The organism is Microcystis sp. M144S2 (genome assembly GCF_020246065.1).
Classification (GTDB): Bacteria; Cyanobacteriota; Cyanobacteriia; order Cyanobacteriales; family Microcystaceae; genus Microcystis; species Microcystis ichthyoblabe_A.
In genome coordinates this window covers 1-17,654 of the sequence record NZ_JADBTR010000096.1, presented here as the reverse complement: position 1 = coordinate 17,654, position 17,654 = coordinate 1, and the positions used below count along the sequence as shown (strand labels likewise).

Here is a 17,654-nt window from a genome sequence, read left to right as displayed (position 1 = left end):
TGACAACACCCTCGACTTCTCTAATACTGCTTTTGTCGGTGGCAATATCCAAATTCATGGCTATTGGGGGAATGATACTATCACCGGTAGCACTGGTAATGATGTCATTATTGGTGGCGGTGGTGAGGACAAACTTAACGGAGGATTAGGGTCAGATCAACTAACGGGAGGTGAAGGTCGCGACCGTTTTATCTTCAACACCGTTGATGAAATCGGTCAAGGTGCAAACCAAGACAATATCCTCGATTTCAATACTGGTCTTGATACTATTGACATCTCTGGCATTGATGCCAACTCCCTCAACGCTGGTAATCAGAGTTTCACGTTTATTGGTGCCTCGGATTTTTCAGGTCAAGCGGGACAACTGCGCTTTTACGGCGGTCTCCTTTCCGGGGATACCAACGGCGATGCAGTCAGCGACTTGCAATTGGCGATCGCTGGAGTGTATAGTTTACCTGTTACCAGTATAGTGCTGTGACATCCTCTGGTTTGAGGCAATAAGCTCTTAGTGCATTTAACTGAGTGTCAGCAGAAGTCCCATCGCTAAAAGCGAGGGACTTCTGCTGATACCAAATTAAATTGTATTCAGTGCAGATAAAGCATCAAGGATGAAGGGAAATCCCGTGGGAGAAGCAACCCTCTGGGGTGTTACTTCTTAAACAATTATCTTTCGCTCTCGGTTTTTGCTCTGTTCTTTCCCCTTCCTAGGGGTTTATTCTCCAAATCCTGCTTGATCATTACTTTCTAAGTAGCTGGTTATAATTAAATTAAAAATGGATTTTGCCTTTAATCCCCCCTTGATCCCCCCTTGATAAGGGGAGTGCCGATAGGCGGGGGGATCCCCCCTTAATCCCCCCTTGATAAGGGGGGCATCTGACAACTTTTAACGCCTACCTACTTATTACTCCTCTAAACAATAATTCAAGATGAGAATGTCAAACATTTTAAAAACCAGCTTACTCAGTTTAACAATTTATAGCTTGATCAACCTTTTCTCCATAAAAACACAAGCAGAAATAGGCGATCCGAATGGTTCCAATAATCAACCCCAAACAGGCTGGACACTATGGCAACGTTGGGATAAATTAACCGATGCAAATATAGATTTCGGTTTCTCCAATATGGACTTAGGAGCAGGACTAGAATTACAGCAATTATGTTTTGGCGAAGTTGACACCCCCAATGCTGAGAAGAAACAACAAGAAACCTACTGGTGGAGATTAGATAATGACATCAATCAAATAGGTTCGGGAAAAATACAATATGGCTGTTGGATAAATGGTCAATTCAAAGGCACTAATACTGTTACTGCCTATAACACCTCTTTAGGAACTGTTCCTTGCTTGCGCGTTAATAGTTCCGTAAAAAATGGCTTAATAATTTATGAAGACTCTACCACTAATTCCCGTCATTTAGGCATCGTTAAAAGTGGACAAATTGTTCAAGGGGAATCATTTCCTTTAATGATCTTTACCACCAATGATAATCTGAACTGGGTGGCCATAAAATCACCACAAGAAGGCTGGATATTAACGGGGAAAACCGGCATCAATGAAAATGTTTCTTTATGTAAAAACTAAAAACTTAACCTACGGAAAAATTAGGTTTATACCCCCTAATCAAGAATTGAAAAATAACTTCTTAGGTATCCCCCCTACCTCCCCTTTTAAAGGGGGAAACCGAAGGCGAGGGGATTGCGTAAACCGTCCTCTATTCCTTCAACCACGCCAAAAAATCTCTCTACTCGTGCTTAGAAATTAATTGAATGGAAACATCCTTTCCCTAGCTGAGAGACTATCGGTCTTAGAGTCGTTTCTAGCGTTGGGTTTCATGCTTCAACCCAACCTACTTTGAAGCGCACCGCAGCACAGGAGGAGTGTAAAGTCAACTATTTTGGCGAAAATTAATCTTTTTTACATTTATTTAGGGATAATGGCAGTTAGTTACTGTAAGGAGGGACGGTAATTTTTCCCGTGTCAATATCAAAATTAGGAGAAAGTGGCCTAATATATATATGAGGGTGCTTATTTCCTATTAAAAACCGCCAACAACCCAATGAAAACTTTAAATCAGAATCCCTGGCAAGTAGAGGGAGGAGAAACCCTGCCCCTACTTTACAAAATTGATCAACATCTTTGGTTAGAGGAAACAATAAAAATCCTCAAGGAAAATCGCTTAGATGAATTAGATGTAATCCATTTAATTGAGGAATTAGAAAGCTTGAGTAAAAGAGATAAAAACCGAGTCAGTAGCTTACTTGAACAAGTGATCAGGCATTTATTACTTTTACAATATTGGACAACAGAAGCAGAAATAAATCGGAATCATTGGCGAGCGGAAATTATCAGTTTTCGCACGCAATTAAGAAAATATTTAACGACGAATTTACAGAATTATTTAGCTGAGGAATTACCGATAATCTATCAGGATGCTTTCGATTATGTTCAACAAAAAACTGGTTTTTCTGGCGATTTTCCCTCAGAATGTCCTTACAGTTTAGAGCAATTATTAGATAAAAATTGGTTCAACTGTGAAGATTAGACATTAAAAATGATAGAATTATCGAGGAAAGCCGTTCTAAAATGGCGGGTTTTTTAACCGAAATTTGCGATAATAAGATGCGATTAAATTATCAACTGGGCATCAATGCAGATTTTTAGTTCTTTTGTCTCATCTACGGCCACTTTTGCCGAATTATCCCTACAAGCGGCGAATGCCCCTGTTGATACCCTCACCGGTTGGTCATTAGAGGATCGCGATCCGCAAGTGATCGAAAAATTTGTCCCCCTTCTGGATTGGTTTTATCACCATTATTTTCGCGTCAAAACCGATGGTTGGGAAAATATTCCCCCCTCAGGACAGGTATTATTCATCGGCTCCCATAACGGCGGTTTAGCGGCTCCCGATATGTTTATGATGATGTATGATTGGTTTCAGCGCTTTGGCAGCGATCGCTTAATCTATGGTTTGATGGATTCGCGAGTCTGGCGAGTTTTTCCACCCCAAGCTGGTCTAGCAGCCCAAATGGGGGCCATTCATGCTCATCCGAAAATGGCGATCGCCGCTTTGAATAGTGGTGCTAGTGTACTAATTTATCCCGGAGGTGCTACGGATGTTTTCCGTCCCCACAGTTTAAGAAATAAAATTCATTTTGCCGGTAATCTAGCTTTTGTTAAACTAGCTTTACAGTACGAAGTGCCGATTATTCCTGCCATTTCCCACGGCGCTCACTCGACCCTGTTTGTCCTCGAAGATATTTATCCTCAATTAAAAGAATTGCATAAACAGGGTATGCCTTGGCCTTTCGGTATTGACCCAGGGACCTGTCCCATCTATTTCGGTTTACCCTGGGGACTAGCTATCGGTCCCTTGCCGAATATTCCCTTACCTGTGCCGATACAGACGCGGGTTTGTCCCCCAATTATTTTTGAACGTTACGGCAAAAAAGCGGCCCGGGACCGCCGTTATGTACGCGAATGTTATGAGAAAGTCTGTTATTTGATGCAGCAGCAACTCGATCAATTAGTGGCAGCCAATTCTCCCTGATACTATAGAGGAAAGTGGGGACAAAGCGATCGCACTTGAGGATGGCTGCGGTCAGATTAACCCGCTTGTGAGATAATGAATTGTTTTGAGCAAAGTTATCAGTACAAAGTTTTCTCTTGAGATTTGACGATTATTTGGGGAATGCAGAAAATTATGAAACTATTACCCGCAGAATGCCAGCATTTACAAGACAAAGTAGCCATAGTAACTGGGGCCTCGCGAGGGATCGGTAAAGCGATCGCCTTGGAATTAGCCAGCCAGGGTGCTACTGTAGTGGTGAACTATGCTAAATCTAGCAGTGCTGCCGATGCCGTTGTTGAAGAAATTACCGCGGCCGGGGGAAAGGCAATAGCTCTACAAGCAGATGTGGCTAAAAGCGAAGAAGTGGATAACTTAGTGAACAGTACCAAGGAAAAATTCGGTCATATTGATGTCTTAGTTAATAATGCCGGTATTACCCGGGATACCCTGATGTTAAGAATGAAATTAGAAGACTGGCAAGCGGTCATCGATCTCAATTTAACCGGAGTTTTTCTCTGCACTCGCGCCGTCAGTAAATTGATGTTAAAACAGAAAAGCGGCCGCATAATTAACATCACTTCTGTATCCGGTTTGATGGGTAATCCGGGTCAATCTAATTACAGCGCCGCTAAAGCCGGTGTTATCGGTTTAACGAAAACTTTAGCCAAAGAATTTGCCAGTCGAGGCATCACTGTTAATGCCGTGGCCCCCGGCTTTATTGAAACCGATATGACTAATGACCTCAAAGCAGATGAAATTCTCAAATATATCCCCCTCTCCCGTTACGGAAAACCGGAAGAAGTCGCCGGAATGGTGCGTTTTTTAGCCGCCGATCCCGCCGCTATTTATATCACTGGTCAAGTCTTTAACGTCGATGGTGGTATGGTTATGGCTTAATTCAGTTATCAGTTATCAGTTATCAGTTATCAGTTATCAGTCATCAGTGATTAGTTATCAGTGATTAGTTATCAGATTAAAGTTTTAAGTTTTAAGCTTTAAATGATATTATTCACCGCTCAGTCTTCACTCTTCACTCTTCACTAATTACTGTTCACTGATTACTGTTTACTGATTACTGTTCACTGATTACTGTTCACTGATTACTGTTTACTGATTACTGTTTACTGATTACTGAAAATGACTTACTGTTTAGGAATTATCAATCGTTTTGGCATTGTTATGGGGGCGGATTCTCGCACGAATGCGGGAGTCGATTATATCTCGGCCTATCGGAAATTATTTGACTTTTCGGTATCGGGAGAAAGAGTAATTATGGTCTGTACATCGGGGAATTTATCGATTAGCCAAGGAGTGATTCACGAACTAAAAAGAGATCTGCACAATCAAGAGGATAAAAATCTCCATTCTCTGACTCATCTCTACGATATCGCCCACTATATCGGTGATAAAAGTCGTCAAGTACAAGCTAGGGAAAGAACTTGGCTAGAAAAAGATAATATTGATTTTAAATGTAAGTTTATTCTTGGGGGACAAATTAAAGGAGAAGAACCGCAATTATTCATGATTTATCCCCAAGGAAATCATATTCAAGCCACCAAAGAAACGCCCTTTTTACAGATAGGTGAAACTAAATACGGTAAACCGATTCTTGATCGTACCATTACCTATGATACACCCCTAGAGGAAATGGCCAAATGTGCCTTACTTTCCATCGATTCGACCATGAAATCGAATATTTCCGTCGGACCGCCTATCTATTTGAGTATGTATGAAGCTAATAGCCTAAGCCTACGTCATAAGTTACAATTGCGCCTAGGAGATCCCTACCTAGCCAAAATGCGGAAACTCTGGGAAGATTACGTCCGGCAAGCTTTCGAGGCTATGCCCAATGTGGAATGGCATTATACCGATGAAGATCCCAAAGAAGATATCATAATAGATTAAGTAACTCTTTGTGAATTAACCTTACAACTCGATGATCATTGTTACCTTGATGTTGGCAGGTAGTCTAGCTTGGTTTTTTAGTAGCCTTGCTGGTGGGGGCAGCCCCCTGATTCTACTCCCCGTTTTAGGTTGGTTTCTCGATGCTGCCGTCATTCCTCCAGTTTTGACCACGGGGATGCTAATCGGTAATGTCCAACGCATGGGAATGTATTGGCGCGCCATTGACTGGCCCTCGACGGTGTGGTATTTACCCGGGGCAATTATGGGATCTACCCTCGGCGCTTTTGTGTTTGCCCATTTACAATTCAAATGGTTGCCGCTAGTTTTGGGAATTTTTCTGGTTTTATCCTCGCTTAAACAATTATTTCCCCAACAAGAAAATCCTTTTTTTGAGATTAAAACTTGGTATTTTATGCCCTCGGGATTTATCTACGCTTTCCTGTCAGGATTAGTCGGTAGTACCGGCCCGATGATGAACCTATTTTATATTAACTATGGGCTAGTTAAAGAACCAATGGTGGCAACGAAATCCGTTCATATGGTAGTAGTTCATGTGGCCAAATTAATCGCCTACGCAGCTTTTGGAGTTTTACATCTGCCTTTTCTTGGTTACGGTTTATTGTTAGGATTAGCAGCCTGGCCAGGCAATTGGTTAGGACAAAAAGTTTTAGAAAAAATGAGTCCCCAGCAATTTAAACAAGCAGTGATGTTATTCGTTTCGATGAGTGGCCTATTGATGATCTGGCGAGAACGCGGCATCGTCTTTTAAAATTTTGCTGACAAGGGGACAAATTTTGCTAGAATACTAAATAAAGGCAAATTGTACTAAAACAGTGTAATACGCCGATCACCGTTAGATTTGCTCCTTGATTAACCCCCTAGCTGAAAATGACAGAAATCGCCAATTTTACCCTCGAACAAGGTTTAGAACGCTACCAACAGGGAGAAAACGCTGCCAGCTTATTGCCCGAATTTAAAGAATTAAGCGATCGCAGTCCTAAAAATGCCGCCGTTTGGTCTTGTTTAGCTTGGTTATATATGCTCACCGATAAACCGGAATTAGCCCTAAAAGCCGCCCAAAAAGCCGTTAAACTCGATAAAGTTTCCCCCCAAAACCGGATCAATTTGGTTTTAGCTATGTTGGAAACCAAAACCGCCGGAGTTAGGGAACATATCGAACTGGTGCAACAATTAATTAGTTTAAACAAAGAAGTTCGCCAAGAAGTGGATGAAAATATCGCCGATGGTTTAGCTAGAAAACCCGATTGGAAAAGTTTAGAACGCGTTAAAGTTTGGTTAAATGAATAAGAATATGGAATTATCAAAACAGTTATTACTAGGCTTAAAAGCCAATGATTTTCGGCATCCCATCGACCTAGAGGCGACTAACTCCCTTAAACAGTTGCCCGGTTTAGATATAGCCGTGAGAAGTTTGTTAGGTTCCGTCGCTGAGGAATTCTTTTACTTAAATAATATTGCTGCTAGTGTTTTGGTGGGGGAAAAACAATTACCCGACCTGCATAATCTCCTCCTAGAAGCTTGCCGAATTCTCGACTTAGAACCACCTCAATTATACATTCAACAAAACCCCGTTCCTAACGCCTATACCTTCGCCATGCGCGGCAAAAAACCGTTTATGGTGATGCACACTTCCCTAATTGAAATGCTGACTCCCGCAGAAATTCAAGCGGTAATGGCCCACGAATTAGGTCATCTCAAATGTGAACACGGCGTTTATCTGACTTTAGCCAATATTATGGTTCTGGCGGCGGGATTACTGCCCAATTGGGGGACAATGTTAGCACGATCCCTACAGGAGAGAATGTTAGCATGGGTGCGCTGCGCCGAGTTTAGTTGCGATCGAGCGGCTTTATTGGCAGTTCAAGACCCAAAAATCGTCATGTCGGTGTTAATGAAGTTAGCCGGAGGTTCCCCCAGTCTCGCACCTTTATTAAATTTAGAGGCTTTTATCGATCAGGCCAAGTCCTACGATGCCGTCAGTGCCTCGGAAATGGGCGAAATGTTAAAGGGTTTGCAAACCCAACAGTTAACCCATCCCCTCCCCGTCCTGCGTGCGCGAGAAATCGATCGTTGGGGCAGTTCCCCCGATTATCAAAATTTGTTAAAGGGGCCAAAAATGGGTTATAATAATAAAATTAATGCTAAGGGCGAATGGCGAAATTGGTAGACGCACCACACTCAAAATGTGGCGAGGCAGCCCCTCATGTCGGTTCGAGTCCGACTCCGCCCATTAAAATGACAAAAACCAAGCATAAGAATTTATGGTGCGTTACCGCAATTCTAACCTAGTGTCAGCATTTTTCCCTCGCTTTTAGCGATGGCATGAATGATGACCAGTATATAGACAATTCCCGAAAGCTGTGTTGTAATATCGGCATCCTGATTTGGAGAATAATCGATGTCAGAATACTCAAAACCTTTCGACAACATAAAAAAGACTAAACTGTTTAAGGATAATCAAGCTGGGGCAAGAGTAGGGCTGGCTGGTGGAGCTTGAGCAGCTATAGCCTTAGCAGGAATGTTACCATTTACAGCCCCTGTCTTAACTTTTTGCGGGCTTGGCGGGATGCTGGCCGGAATGATGACAGAACGCAGTATAAAAAAGGAGTTGACAAAATTACTGGTAAAAATAAATAATCCCATCAGACAAAATAAATAAAATTTTGGGATAATTAGGGATGAAATTACAGTTGTGATCCTGGCATTTCTGGCGAGAACAATTGATATTATTGGTTTGATTTGCTGTTAAATCTTTACTCCTGACAACGTACATTTTAAAAGGGCTTCTTCTTGATTATTAATATTAATTTTCCTTAAAAATATTTGCTCTTTTGGTGTGGGCTTCCAAACAAATAGTCCTGTTTCTAAATTGGTCTGAAAAAAAGCATTGGCAAGAGATGTAATTACTAAATCAAAATCTGTTTTAATATGAAGGTATTCCTATCAATTTAGACCTTTTGTGTTCGGTAATTCGATTTGTAATTTTCCTGCGCGAGAATGGGTATTTTTTCAAAAAAGATCAAGTTGAACTTCAAAAAAAGGTTTTCTAATTATTAAAGGAGGATCACCGATTTCTCCAGAGAGTTTCAGCAAGCCATCATCAAAAGTATCTAAAACATCCACTCTGGCTTTAATTGCCGTCGCCACATGAGTTGCATCTTTAGGTTTTAGTGCCTGATATTGCCACATCAATTCTCTGGCTAGTTCGCCAACTTTTCTGTCCACATCATAAATATAAATCCACTCATGTCGGAAAAAATCTCTGATTTTTTCCTCACTTTCTTTAGGTAATTTTGGCTGTCCTTTTTCTAATTTCACCACTTCAATAAAAGTAAGAGCAGAAGTCACAATTATTACCTGACCATTTTCAGCTGCTTTGAGAACAGAAATACAATCATTAATTTTATCCTTTTCATTTTTCAGGAAAGCTAAAAAAACACAAGAATCCCAGTAGTGTAGCTTTTTTGTTGGACGAATCACTTACTTCCTCCCCAAATTCCGATCATTTCCTCAATGGTAGGTAAATCTTTTTCCTGAGGAAAAAGATCAATTGACTCAACTTTAATCCCGATTTTTTCCCCATCTTCTCTAGAGGTAACTATCCCCGATACAGAGACTCTTTTTTCTAGATATTCTTTGATATTATCAAGTAAATTTGGTTCAAAGTAACATTTAACACTTTTATTAGTCAATAAATTGTAAACTCTAAAAATAGGTTGACGACTTACATCAATAGCTTTAAGCACACCTTCTACAGTACCAAAACTTTGATATTTTCCCCCGATAATTTCATCAACATTAGCAATCAAAGCTTGATTCAAGTCGATACACCTTGAATCAAAGCCCAATTGCACCATAAACTCATCTCTTTTTTTCAATATTGCTAATGATCGCGCACTTTCTAAAGCTCGATCAGAAAAATACTTAGGGCGAATCGGATGTTCTAAAATTGTTACTATTCCCCTTTCTACAGTCTTAATAACTTCAGAAATTTGACTAGGTGTAATCTGATCTTGAGGCATTCCTTCTAAAGTAAGATGAATGCTGCCACTATGAATTTGAGAGATTCTCCAATTTATCAGGGGGCGATTTTTGTTAGCAAGGGTTTTATCTACTTCATGGAGTAGTATTGCTAATTGTTCTTGAGCCTTGATAAATTTATCAAAAGACAACAGTGAGCCTTCTATATCTAGTGTTAGGCTCTTGATTGTTTCCTTCGATATAGGGCTTTCCCCTTTAGTCATGGCTCCAGGAATCGTGATAATTATCTCAAGTGTAAAGGTTTTGGCTACCTACTAAAGCTTCCTACTTTACATTTTTACATGAACTAACCCTAAAGCCTAAACTAGGGTTGGCTGAGTAAATCTAAAAACCTTGTTGGATAAGACTTTTAGACTTTTTTGACCTCAAAAAGTGCCAGCCATTGGAGGGATCGGGGCGAAAATTCCTGGACTTTTTCCCTGAAAATTAGGTAATTGACCGTCTGAAAATGGGTAAAACCCTACACCCGTTCGGCTGAGCTCACGGCCGAAGCCCACACCCCACACCCCACACCCTGCCCCCACAAAAAACTTTTTCAGCAGACCCTAAACTAGGTTGACCTATAACCACAAAAAAACCCGCTTGCGCGGGCTTTTTCCACAAAACCAAAGTTTTAATTAACCTAACAACGCTTTTGCCTTCGCTACCACGTTATCCACGGTAAAACCGAACTTCTCTAGAATCACACCTCCCGGAGCAGAAGCGCCGAAGGTATCAACCCCCAACACATCCCCCTCATCGGTGATGTAACGATGCCAACCCATGGTTGAACCCGCTTCCACCGCAAGACGTTTTTTCACTGCTTTCGGCAATACCGATTCTTTGTATTCTGCCGATTGTTCCTCGAATAGCTCCCAACAGGGCATAGAAACGACGCGGGCTTTAATTCCTGCTTCTTTCAACACCGCAGCCGCTTTATCGCAGAGATATAACTCGCCCCCCGTACCGATGAGAATGACATCGGGAGTACCTTCGCAATCGGTGATAATATAAGCACCTTTAGCCACACCATCGAGGGAAGTTCCCGCTAAATTGGGCAGATTTTGACGGGAGAGAGCCAATAAAGTCGGGCGTTTCTTTTCGCTCACCGCTACTTTATAAGCGCCAGAAGTTTCCGTACCATCTCCCGGACGCATGACTAAGAGGTTAGGAATAGCTCGCAGAGAAGCAACGTGTTCCACGGGTTGGTGAGTCGGTCCATCTTCCCCTAGGGCAATGGAATCGTGAGTCATTACCCAGATGACGCGAGTTTCTGACAATGCCGATAAACGGATAGAATTCCGCATATAGTCGGTGAAAATCAGGAAAGTCGCCCCGTAGGGAATCAATCCCGTGTTATGGAGAGCAATCCCGTTACAAATCGCCCCCATTGCGTGTTCCCTTACGCCAAAGTGAACGTTACGCTCCTGATAACTGCCTTTTTGGAAATTACCAAAATGCTCTAATTCCGTGTAGTTAGAGTGGGTTAAATCCGCCGAACCACCGATTAAACCGGGTAAAACCCCCGCAAGAGCATTTAAGCAGATTTCCGAGTGTTTACGACTAGCAAGCGCCTTATCTTCGGGTTTATAAACAGGTAAAGCTTGCTCCCAACCTTCCGGCAGTTGACCGGTGGTTAACTGTTCAAATAAAGCCGCTTCTGCGGGATATTTGGCCTGATATTCGTTAAATAACTTATTCCAGTCCGTTTCTGCCGTCGCTCCCTTGTCCACTGCTTGCCGGAAACGATTTAACACCTCATCGGGAACCACAAACGGCTCGTATTGCCAACCTAAGGCTTTCCGGGTTAACTCGATTTCCGTTGCTCCTAAAGCTGCCCCGTGAACATCGGCGGTATTAGACTTATTGGGGGAACCATAACCGATGGTGGTGGTGATTTTAATCATCGAGGGTTTATCGGTGACAGCTTTGGCAGCTGCGATCGCATTGGCAATGGCATCTAAATCGGTGTTACCATTCTCGACGTGCTGAACGTGCCAACCGTAGGCTTCAAAACGCTTGCTCACGTCTTCGGTGAAAGCGATATCGGTGGAACCATCGATCGAGATATGGTTATCATCATAGAGAGCGATTAACTTGCCTAAACCCCAGTGACCGGCTAAAGAACAAGCTTCCCCGGAAATACCCTCCATATTGCAACCATCACCCAAAATCACATAGGTGTAATGGTCGATAATTTTGGCATCCGGTTTGTTGAAACGGGCCGCTAAATGAGCTTCTGCTAGGGCCAAACCGACACCATTAGCAATCCCTTGACCCAGAGGACCGGTGGTCACTTCTACCCCTTCCGTGACGAAATTTTCGGGGTGGCCAGGGGTTTTCGATTTCCACTGGCGAAATAGTTTAATTTCTTCTAGGGGAACGCTATCGTATCCGGTCAGGTACATCAAAGCGTACTGCAGCATACAACCGTGACCGGCGGAGAGAACAAAACGATCGCGATTGACCCATTGGGGGTTTTTCGGGTTAAAACGCAGGAATTGATCCCAGAGGACAAAGGCCATGGGAGCGGCTCCCATGGGCAGTCCGGGGTGTCCGGATTTAGCTTTTTCCACGGCATCCACCGCTAAAAAACGTACCGCATTAATACAAAGTTCTTCGAGGGATTGGGAGGCGACAACCATAATGTTTTTTAGAATGAACTACAAAAATAAGACCAGGTTAAAGAGGGAGCCACTCACAGATTACTCTTTCAGGGGCATCGACTCAAGCATATTTTCTAAAAGCTAAGGTGACGTTATGGCCGCCAAATCCAAAGGAGTTGGAGAGGGCAGCGTTAACTATCTGCTGACGACTTTCGTAGGGGACGTAATCGAGATCGCAATCGGGGTCGGGATTGTCCAGGTTGAGAGTCGGGGGAATCCGATCATTAGCGATCGCCATTACCGTGGCCACGGCTTCAATGCCGCCAGAACCGCCTAAAAGGTGGCCTGTCATCGATTTGGTGGAACTGACGGGGATTTTGTAGGCCGATTCTCCTAAAGCTTTTTTAATCGCCTTGGTTTCCGTGGGATCATTGGCCCCTGTACTGGTGCCGTGGGCGTTGATATAGCTAATTTCCGCCGGAGTTAAACCGGCATCTTTGATCGCTAATTCGATCGCTCTGGTGGCCCCACGACCGTCGGGAACCGGAGCCGTCATGTGATAGGCATCGCAAGTCAGACCATAACCGATCATTTCGGCGTAAATCCGCGCCCCACGAGCCAAGGCCGTTTCTAATTCCTCTATAATCAGGATTCCTGCCCCTTCCCCCATGACAAAACCATCCCGATCCTTGTCAAAGGGACGACTGGCCCGGGTGGGGTCATCGTTGCGGGTGGACAGGGCCTTAGCGGAGGCAAAACCAGCCAATCCTAGGGGGGTAACGGCGGCTTCCGTCCCACCGCAGATCATCCCTTTGGCCAAACCCCTTTGTACTAGACGAAAAGCATCGCCGATGGCATTGGAACCGGCGGCGCAAGCGGTCACGGTACAGTTACTCGGTCCCTTGGCTCCCGTATGGATAGCGGTTAAACCAGCGGCCATATTGGCAATCATCATCGGGATCATGAAAGGACTACACCGGCTCGGACCTTTTGTCAAGTAAATTTCCTGTTGATCCTCCAGCACTTTTATGCCACCCACGCCCGTACCAATTAGTACACCTATATCATCGGCATTGAGAGCGTCGATAACTAATCGAGAATCTTGCAGTGCTTGCAAACTGGCGGCGACGGCAAATTGAGCGAAACGGTCCATCCGCTTTGCCTCTTTGCGATCCACATAGTCGTGGGGGTCAAAACCCCGCACTTCCCCAGCAATGCGACAAGCGTGACGGGAGGCATCAAAGTGGGTGATTAAACCAATGCCACTTTTGCCGTTGATTAAGCCTGTCCAATAGTCGGCTAGATTATTGCCGAGGGGAGTGATCGCACCCATCCCCGTGATGACAACCCTTTTTAATGGCAATTCTGTCATGTTTGTTCAAAAATAAGGGCAGATTTTGCCCCAGATATTTAATCCTAATTGTCAATTTTCCCGCAATAATTAGGCGGTTGCTCCTACTTTCTCGTTAATATACTCGACAGCTTTGCCCACAGTGAGAATTTGTTCGGCCGCTTCGTCGGGAATTTCAATATCAAATTCTTCCTCTAAAGCCATCACTAACTCGACCACATCAAGGGAATCCGCTTTCAGATCATCAGCAAAGCTTGCTTGGGGGGTAACTGTACCCGGATCCTCTACTTCTAATTGTTCCACAACAACTTTTTTAACTCGATCGAAAATGTCTGCACTCATGGATGTCAATTTTTATCCGCTGGTTTACCGGACTCTAGCCTCTAGGGTCTGGGGAAATGGGGCGGTGTTACCATTTCCGACAATAAATTTCGGTTAGCTTTTTCACTGACCATTTTTCATCTTACTGGAAGTTGTTCCCCTCTTGATGAAGTTTTTTCGCGATCATCAGGGAAATTGGGGTGTAGGGTGTGGGGTGTAGGGTGTGGGGTGTGGGGAAGTGGGGAAGTGGGGGAAGTGGGGAAGTGGGGAAGTGGGGTGTGGGGTGTGGGGAGAATAAATAAAAATAATCTCCTGAATCCTGACGACCGAATAAAAAGCAAAAATATAACGGATAACTCCGAAATTAAGATAATAATCATGGCTGACCATGGCTGACCATTACCCCCCCCTAGAATTAGCGGAGGCAAAACCAGCCAATCCTAGGAGGGTAACGGCGGCTTCCGTCCCACCGCAGATCATCCCTTTGGCCAAACCCCTTTGTACTAGACGAAAAGCATCGCCGATGGCATTGGAACCGGCAGCACAAGCGGTCACGGTGCAGTTACTCGGTCTCTTGGCCCCCGTGTGGATAGCGGTTAAACTGGCGGCCATATTGGCAATCATCATCGGGATCATGAAGGGAATACACCGGCTCGGACCTTTTGTCAAGTAAATTTCCTGTTGATCCTCCAGCACTTTTATGCCACCTACGCCCGTACCAATTAGTACACCTATATTATCGGCATTGATTGAGAGCGTCGATAACTAATCGAGAATCTTGCACTGAATATAGTCGACAGCTTTTTGTACAGTGTCAAGTTGTTGGGCATCTTCGTCGGGAATTACAATATCAAATTCTTTCTCTAAAGCCATCACTAACTCGACCAAATCATAGTAATCAACTTCCAGATCATCAGCAAAGCTTGCTTGGGGGGTAACTGTACCCGGATCCTCTACTTCTAATTGTTCCACAACAACTTTTTTAACTCGATCGAAAATTTCTGCACTCATGGATGTCAACTTTTATCCGCTGGTTTACCGGACTCTAGCCTCTAGGGTCTGGGGAAATAGGGCGGTGTTACCATTTCCGACAATAAATTTCGGTTAGCTTTTTCACTGACCATTTTTCATCTTACTGGAAGTTGTTCCCCTCTTGATGAAGTTTTTTCGCGATCATCAGAAGACAAGGGTGTGGGGTGTGGGGAAGTGGGGAAGTGGGGAAGTGGGGTGTGGGGAGAAGGGAGAATCAATAAAAATAATCTCCTATCTCCTGACGACCGAATAAAAAGCAAAAATATAACGGACAACTCTGAAATTCAGATAATAATCATGGCTAACTATTACCCCAATTCTAGAATTTCCGTTTTTTTTGGTTTTCTTGACTACTATTCGGCGGTGGCCAATCCAGTTTCGGTGCTGCCGGTGCTGCGACGACGGGTGAGAGTATTAAAGAGCATAATTCCGATCGCTTTGATCAGATTACCTTCCAACTCTTGGAACATTTTCATGTTCATGCCAAAAGCGGCGTTAGCTTCGGCGACAATGCGATCAGCCATGGCTTGATCCACTGGTAACTCGTCGAGGGTTTGACGATAGTGGTTTTTATAGGCTTTTTCGTCGGTAATATCTTTAAAATCATAGAAAGCTGTGCCACCAGTTTCCAGATTCATCGCTTTTTCGGCGATTTTTTTCAAGATTTGCCCCCCGGACAGATCGCCGAGATAACGGGTATAGGAATGAGCGACTAATAATTCGGGTTCTGTTGTGGCGATTTCCCGAATCCGGTTAACGTAGGCCTGACCTGCGGGAGATAAAGCGATCTCGTTGCGCCAATTTGGACCGTAATAAAAATATAAATCCTGTTCCAGCGCATTTTTGCGATTGAGTTCGGGAAAACAGATTTTAGAAACGACGGGATGACTAGGAAGTTTTTCCATCTCCTCCTCCATGGCCGAATAGACGAAGTAGAGGTTAGCCACCAGTTTGCGATAGGAAGTTTTTTCCACCACACCTTTGAGAAAACACTTGACAAAACCGACGTTTTCTGCCATGGTATGGGATTTTTTCGTGCCTTCCCGCAGTTGAGTTGATAAATTAACGCTCATATTATGATCACCTGTTGGGATGAGTAGAATGGATCGGGTTCGTTACAGATGCTTACTAAAACCGTCTATTTTGGTAGATTAAACTGAATCGATCGGTAATTTTATTAAGAATTTTTACAGTGCCGCTGGGGGAGCTTAGGGGAGAAATGTAGCTCTAGCAGGACTTGACCGCCGGTTAAAACCGGTATTGATCGAGATGGCGCAATTGTAAAGATTAGTGAAAAACTGCTCCCTAGTTGATTTTGGAGAGAGATAAAGCTAGAAAATAGCACTAATATCGATTATCGAGCAACATTATTCACACTTCTTATTAATTCTTAACATTCAGGAGACTTATATCAGCAAAATTTCACAAATTAAAACCGAATTTAGCAATCATGCTTATAATCAGTACAGGATTCTTTATGTTGTGCTAAACTCAGGCCCTTGAGAGACAAAGCCATAGTTGCGATGTCAGCGAGAACACATTTAGCAACCCCCTACCCAAACCCTTAGTCATAACACTCTGGTAATGCCCCGAATACTTGTAATCGATGATGATCCTGCGATCGCGGAATTAGTCTCCATCAACTTGGAGATGGCGGGTTATGACGTTAATCCCGCAGAGGACGGGATTAAAGGCCAGGCCTTGGCCGTCCAGTTACAACCCGATTTAATCATGCTGGATTTAATGCTGCCCAAAGTCGATGGTTTTACCGTCTGTCAGCGTTTGCGACGAGATGAACGCACGTCCGACATCCCGATTTTGATGCTCACAGCTTTAGGACAAACCCAAGATAAAGTGGAAGGTTTTAATGCGGGTGCTGATGATTACCTGACCAAACCTTTCGAGGTGGAGGAAATGTTAGCTAGGGTACGCGCTCTCCTCAGACGCACCGATCGCATTCCCCAAGCCGCTAAACACTCAGAAATACTCAGTTTTGGACCTTTAACCCTGGTTCCCGAACGTTTTGAGGCGGTCTGGTTTGAAGGTGTGGTCAAGTTAACCCATCTAGAATTCGAGTTACTCCACTGTCTTCTCCAACGTCACGGTCAAACCGTTTCCCCCAGTGATATTCTCAAGGAAGTCTGGGGATACGATCCCGATGATGATATCGAGACTATTCGCGTCCATATTCGCCATCTGAGAACAAAACTAGAACCCGATCCCCGTCATCCTCGCTATATTAAAACCGTTTACGGTGCGGGTTATTGTCTGGAGTTACCCACCAATGAACAGGTGGTGCTTGATTCATCGGCGGCAACGGTTTAAACAGGGAGCGATTGTCTAAATAGGCAATAGGGACTATTGTTTCCTCGCTCCTCCTCCTCTTCCGATTGAGAAGGTTTGACCGGCGGTTGGGTTTTGATGGCTATGGCTGAGGCCTCTTTTTGACCCTGACGATAACAAGGGGAAAACACCCCCTGCAATTCAGGACAATGGCGGGAGTAATTACTGGTTGAATTTAGTGTCAGCAGAAGTCTCTCGCTTTTAGCCATGGGACGGGGCTTTTAAACGGGCGAATTACTTCGCCCCAGGCTTCCCCTCATGAATGCTGACTTTGTATATAGGGTTTGCTGAAAAAGTCGCTCAAAGAATTATGCTATTGAGTGCCAATAAGTAGGGAGGAGCAATTATGGCTCTACCGAACCTGTCATGCAAAACTATCAACAACTCATGCTTGTAAAGCTTGTACAATAGGGCTTTGAGTTTTTGTTAGATTGATATTTATCAACTTTAGAGCATTGCTGGACAGAGAGGGAGCTTGGGGAATTTTC

General features: G+C 43.7%; 17 protein-coding genes, 1 tRNA gene and 1 pseudogene. 11 read left to right on the top strand and 8 right to left on the bottom strand.

The annotated features are described in order from the left end of the window. The 10 genes from IM462_RS11970 to IM462_RS11925 all read left to right on the top strand — a co-directional run. A partial coding sequence (locus IM462_RS11970) for a M10 family metallopeptidase C-terminal domain-containing protein (protein WP_287715224.1) occupies positions 1–478 on the top strand: 478 nt, incomplete at its 5' end. A gap of 454 nt (positions 479–932) precedes the next feature. Beyond that, positions 933–1,580, top strand: coding sequence for an SH3 domain-containing protein (locus tag IM462_RS11965; protein ID WP_287701408.1), 648 nt, complete (start codon positions 933–935; stop codon positions 1,578–1,580). Between the two features lie 475 nt (positions 1,581–2,055). Beyond that, a complete protein-coding gene (locus IM462_RS11960) occupies positions 2,056–2,541 on the top strand; it encodes a DUF29 domain-containing protein (protein ID WP_287701406.1) in 486 nt (161 codons plus the stop codon). Positions 2,542–2,646: 105 nt separating this feature from the next. Next, positions 2,647–3,546: a lysophospholipid acyltransferase family protein gene (locus IM462_RS11955; RefSeq protein WP_287701404.1), complete on the top strand. Its 900-nt coding sequence runs from the start codon at positions 2,647–2,649 to the stop codon at positions 3,544–3,546. 141 nt (positions 3,547–3,687) lie between these two features. Continuing rightward, on the top strand, positions 3,688–4,464 hold the full coding sequence (fabG, locus tag IM462_RS11950) for a 3-oxoacyl-[acyl-carrier-protein] reductase (RefSeq protein WP_287701412.1): 777 nt from the start codon (positions 3,688–3,690) through the stop codon (positions 4,462–4,464). A 240-nt stretch (positions 4,465–4,704) separates the two neighbouring features. After that, positions 4,705–5,472, top strand: coding sequence for a proteasome-type protease (locus tag IM462_RS11945; protein ID WP_002754509.1), 768 nt, complete (start codon positions 4,705–4,707; stop codon positions 5,470–5,472). Between the two features lie 31 nt (positions 5,473–5,503). After that, a complete protein-coding gene (locus IM462_RS11940) occupies positions 5,504–6,241 on the top strand; it encodes a sulfite exporter TauE/SafE family protein (protein WP_104396523.1) in 738 nt (245 codons plus the stop codon). Between the two features lie 119 nt (positions 6,242–6,360). Next, positions 6,361–6,780 carry a tetratricopeptide repeat protein gene (locus tag IM462_RS11935; RefSeq protein ID WP_002748977.1) on the top strand — a complete coding sequence of 140 codons (420 nt, stop codon included), beginning with the start codon at positions 6,361–6,363 and terminating at the stop codon, positions 6,778–6,780. Next, positions 6,773–7,660 carry a M48 family metallopeptidase gene (locus tag IM462_RS11930; protein ID WP_287701403.1) on the top strand — a complete coding sequence of 296 codons (888 nt, stop codon included), beginning with the start codon at positions 6,773–6,775 and terminating at the stop codon, positions 7,658–7,660. The genes IM462_RS11935 and IM462_RS11930 overlap by 8 nt, the downstream gene beginning before the upstream one ends. Beyond that, positions 7,639–7,723 (top strand) — tRNA-Leu (locus tag IM462_RS11925). The genes IM462_RS11930 and IM462_RS11925 overlap by 22 nt, the downstream gene beginning before the upstream one ends. 779 nt (positions 7,724–8,502) lie before the next feature. On the opposite strand, the gene IM462_RS11920 is transcribed toward IM462_RS11925, so the two are convergent. The 8 genes and pseudogenes from IM462_RS11920 to IM462_RS11885 form a co-directional block, all read right to left on the bottom strand. After that, positions 8,503–8,973 (bottom strand): type II toxin-antitoxin system VapC family toxin, encoded by a 471-nt coding sequence (locus IM462_RS11920; RefSeq protein WP_004159431.1) that lies wholly within the window; start codon positions 8,971–8,973, stop codon positions 8,503–8,505. Beyond that, positions 8,970–9,737: a hypothetical protein gene (locus IM462_RS11915; RefSeq protein WP_287701401.1), complete on the bottom strand. Its 768-nt coding sequence runs from the start codon at positions 9,735–9,737 to the stop codon at positions 8,970–8,972. The genes IM462_RS11920 and IM462_RS11915 overlap by 4 nt, the downstream gene beginning before the upstream one ends. Positions 9,738–10,151: 414 nt before the next feature. Next, positions 10,152–12,158: a transketolase gene (tkt, locus tag IM462_RS11910; protein WP_287701399.1), complete on the bottom strand. Its 2,007-nt coding sequence runs from the start codon at positions 12,156–12,158 to the stop codon at positions 10,152–10,154. An 82-nt stretch (positions 12,159–12,240) separates the two neighbouring features. After that, on the bottom strand, positions 12,241–13,491 hold the full coding sequence (fabF, locus tag IM462_RS11905; protein ID WP_287701397.1) for a beta-ketoacyl-ACP synthase II: 1,251 nt from the start codon (positions 13,489–13,491) through the stop codon (positions 12,241–12,243). Between the two features lie 69 nt (positions 13,492–13,560). Beyond that, entirely contained in the window at positions 13,561–13,812 is a 252-nt protein-coding gene (locus IM462_RS11900; protein ID WP_287701395.1) for an acyl carrier protein, read from the bottom strand. Positions 13,813–14,202: 390 nt separating this feature from the next. Further along, positions 14,203–14,584, bottom strand: a pseudogene (locus IM462_RS11895) (beta-ketoacyl synthase N-terminal-like domain-containing protein); the annotation flags it as partial. Then, positions 14,557–14,802, bottom strand: a complete 246-nt coding sequence (acpP, locus tag IM462_RS11890; RefSeq protein ID WP_287701393.1) for an acyl carrier protein — start codon at positions 14,800–14,802, stop codon at positions 14,557–14,559. The gene acpP and the pseudogene IM462_RS11895, both read right to left, overlap by 28 nt. Before the next feature lie 374 nt (positions 14,803–15,176). Continuing rightward, positions 15,177–15,896, bottom strand: coding sequence for a biliverdin-producing heme oxygenase (locus IM462_RS11885; RefSeq protein ID WP_287701391.1), 720 nt, complete (start codon positions 15,894–15,896; stop codon positions 15,177–15,179). 511 nt (positions 15,897–16,407) lie between these two features. Here IM462_RS11885 and rpaA point away from each other — a divergent pair. Further along, positions 16,408–17,148 carry a two component system response regulator RpaA gene (rpaA, locus tag IM462_RS11880; RefSeq protein WP_002736267.1) on the top strand — a complete coding sequence of 247 codons (741 nt, stop codon included), beginning with the start codon at positions 16,408–16,410 and terminating at the stop codon, positions 17,146–17,148. Positions 17,149–17,654 lie beyond the last annotated feature (506 nt).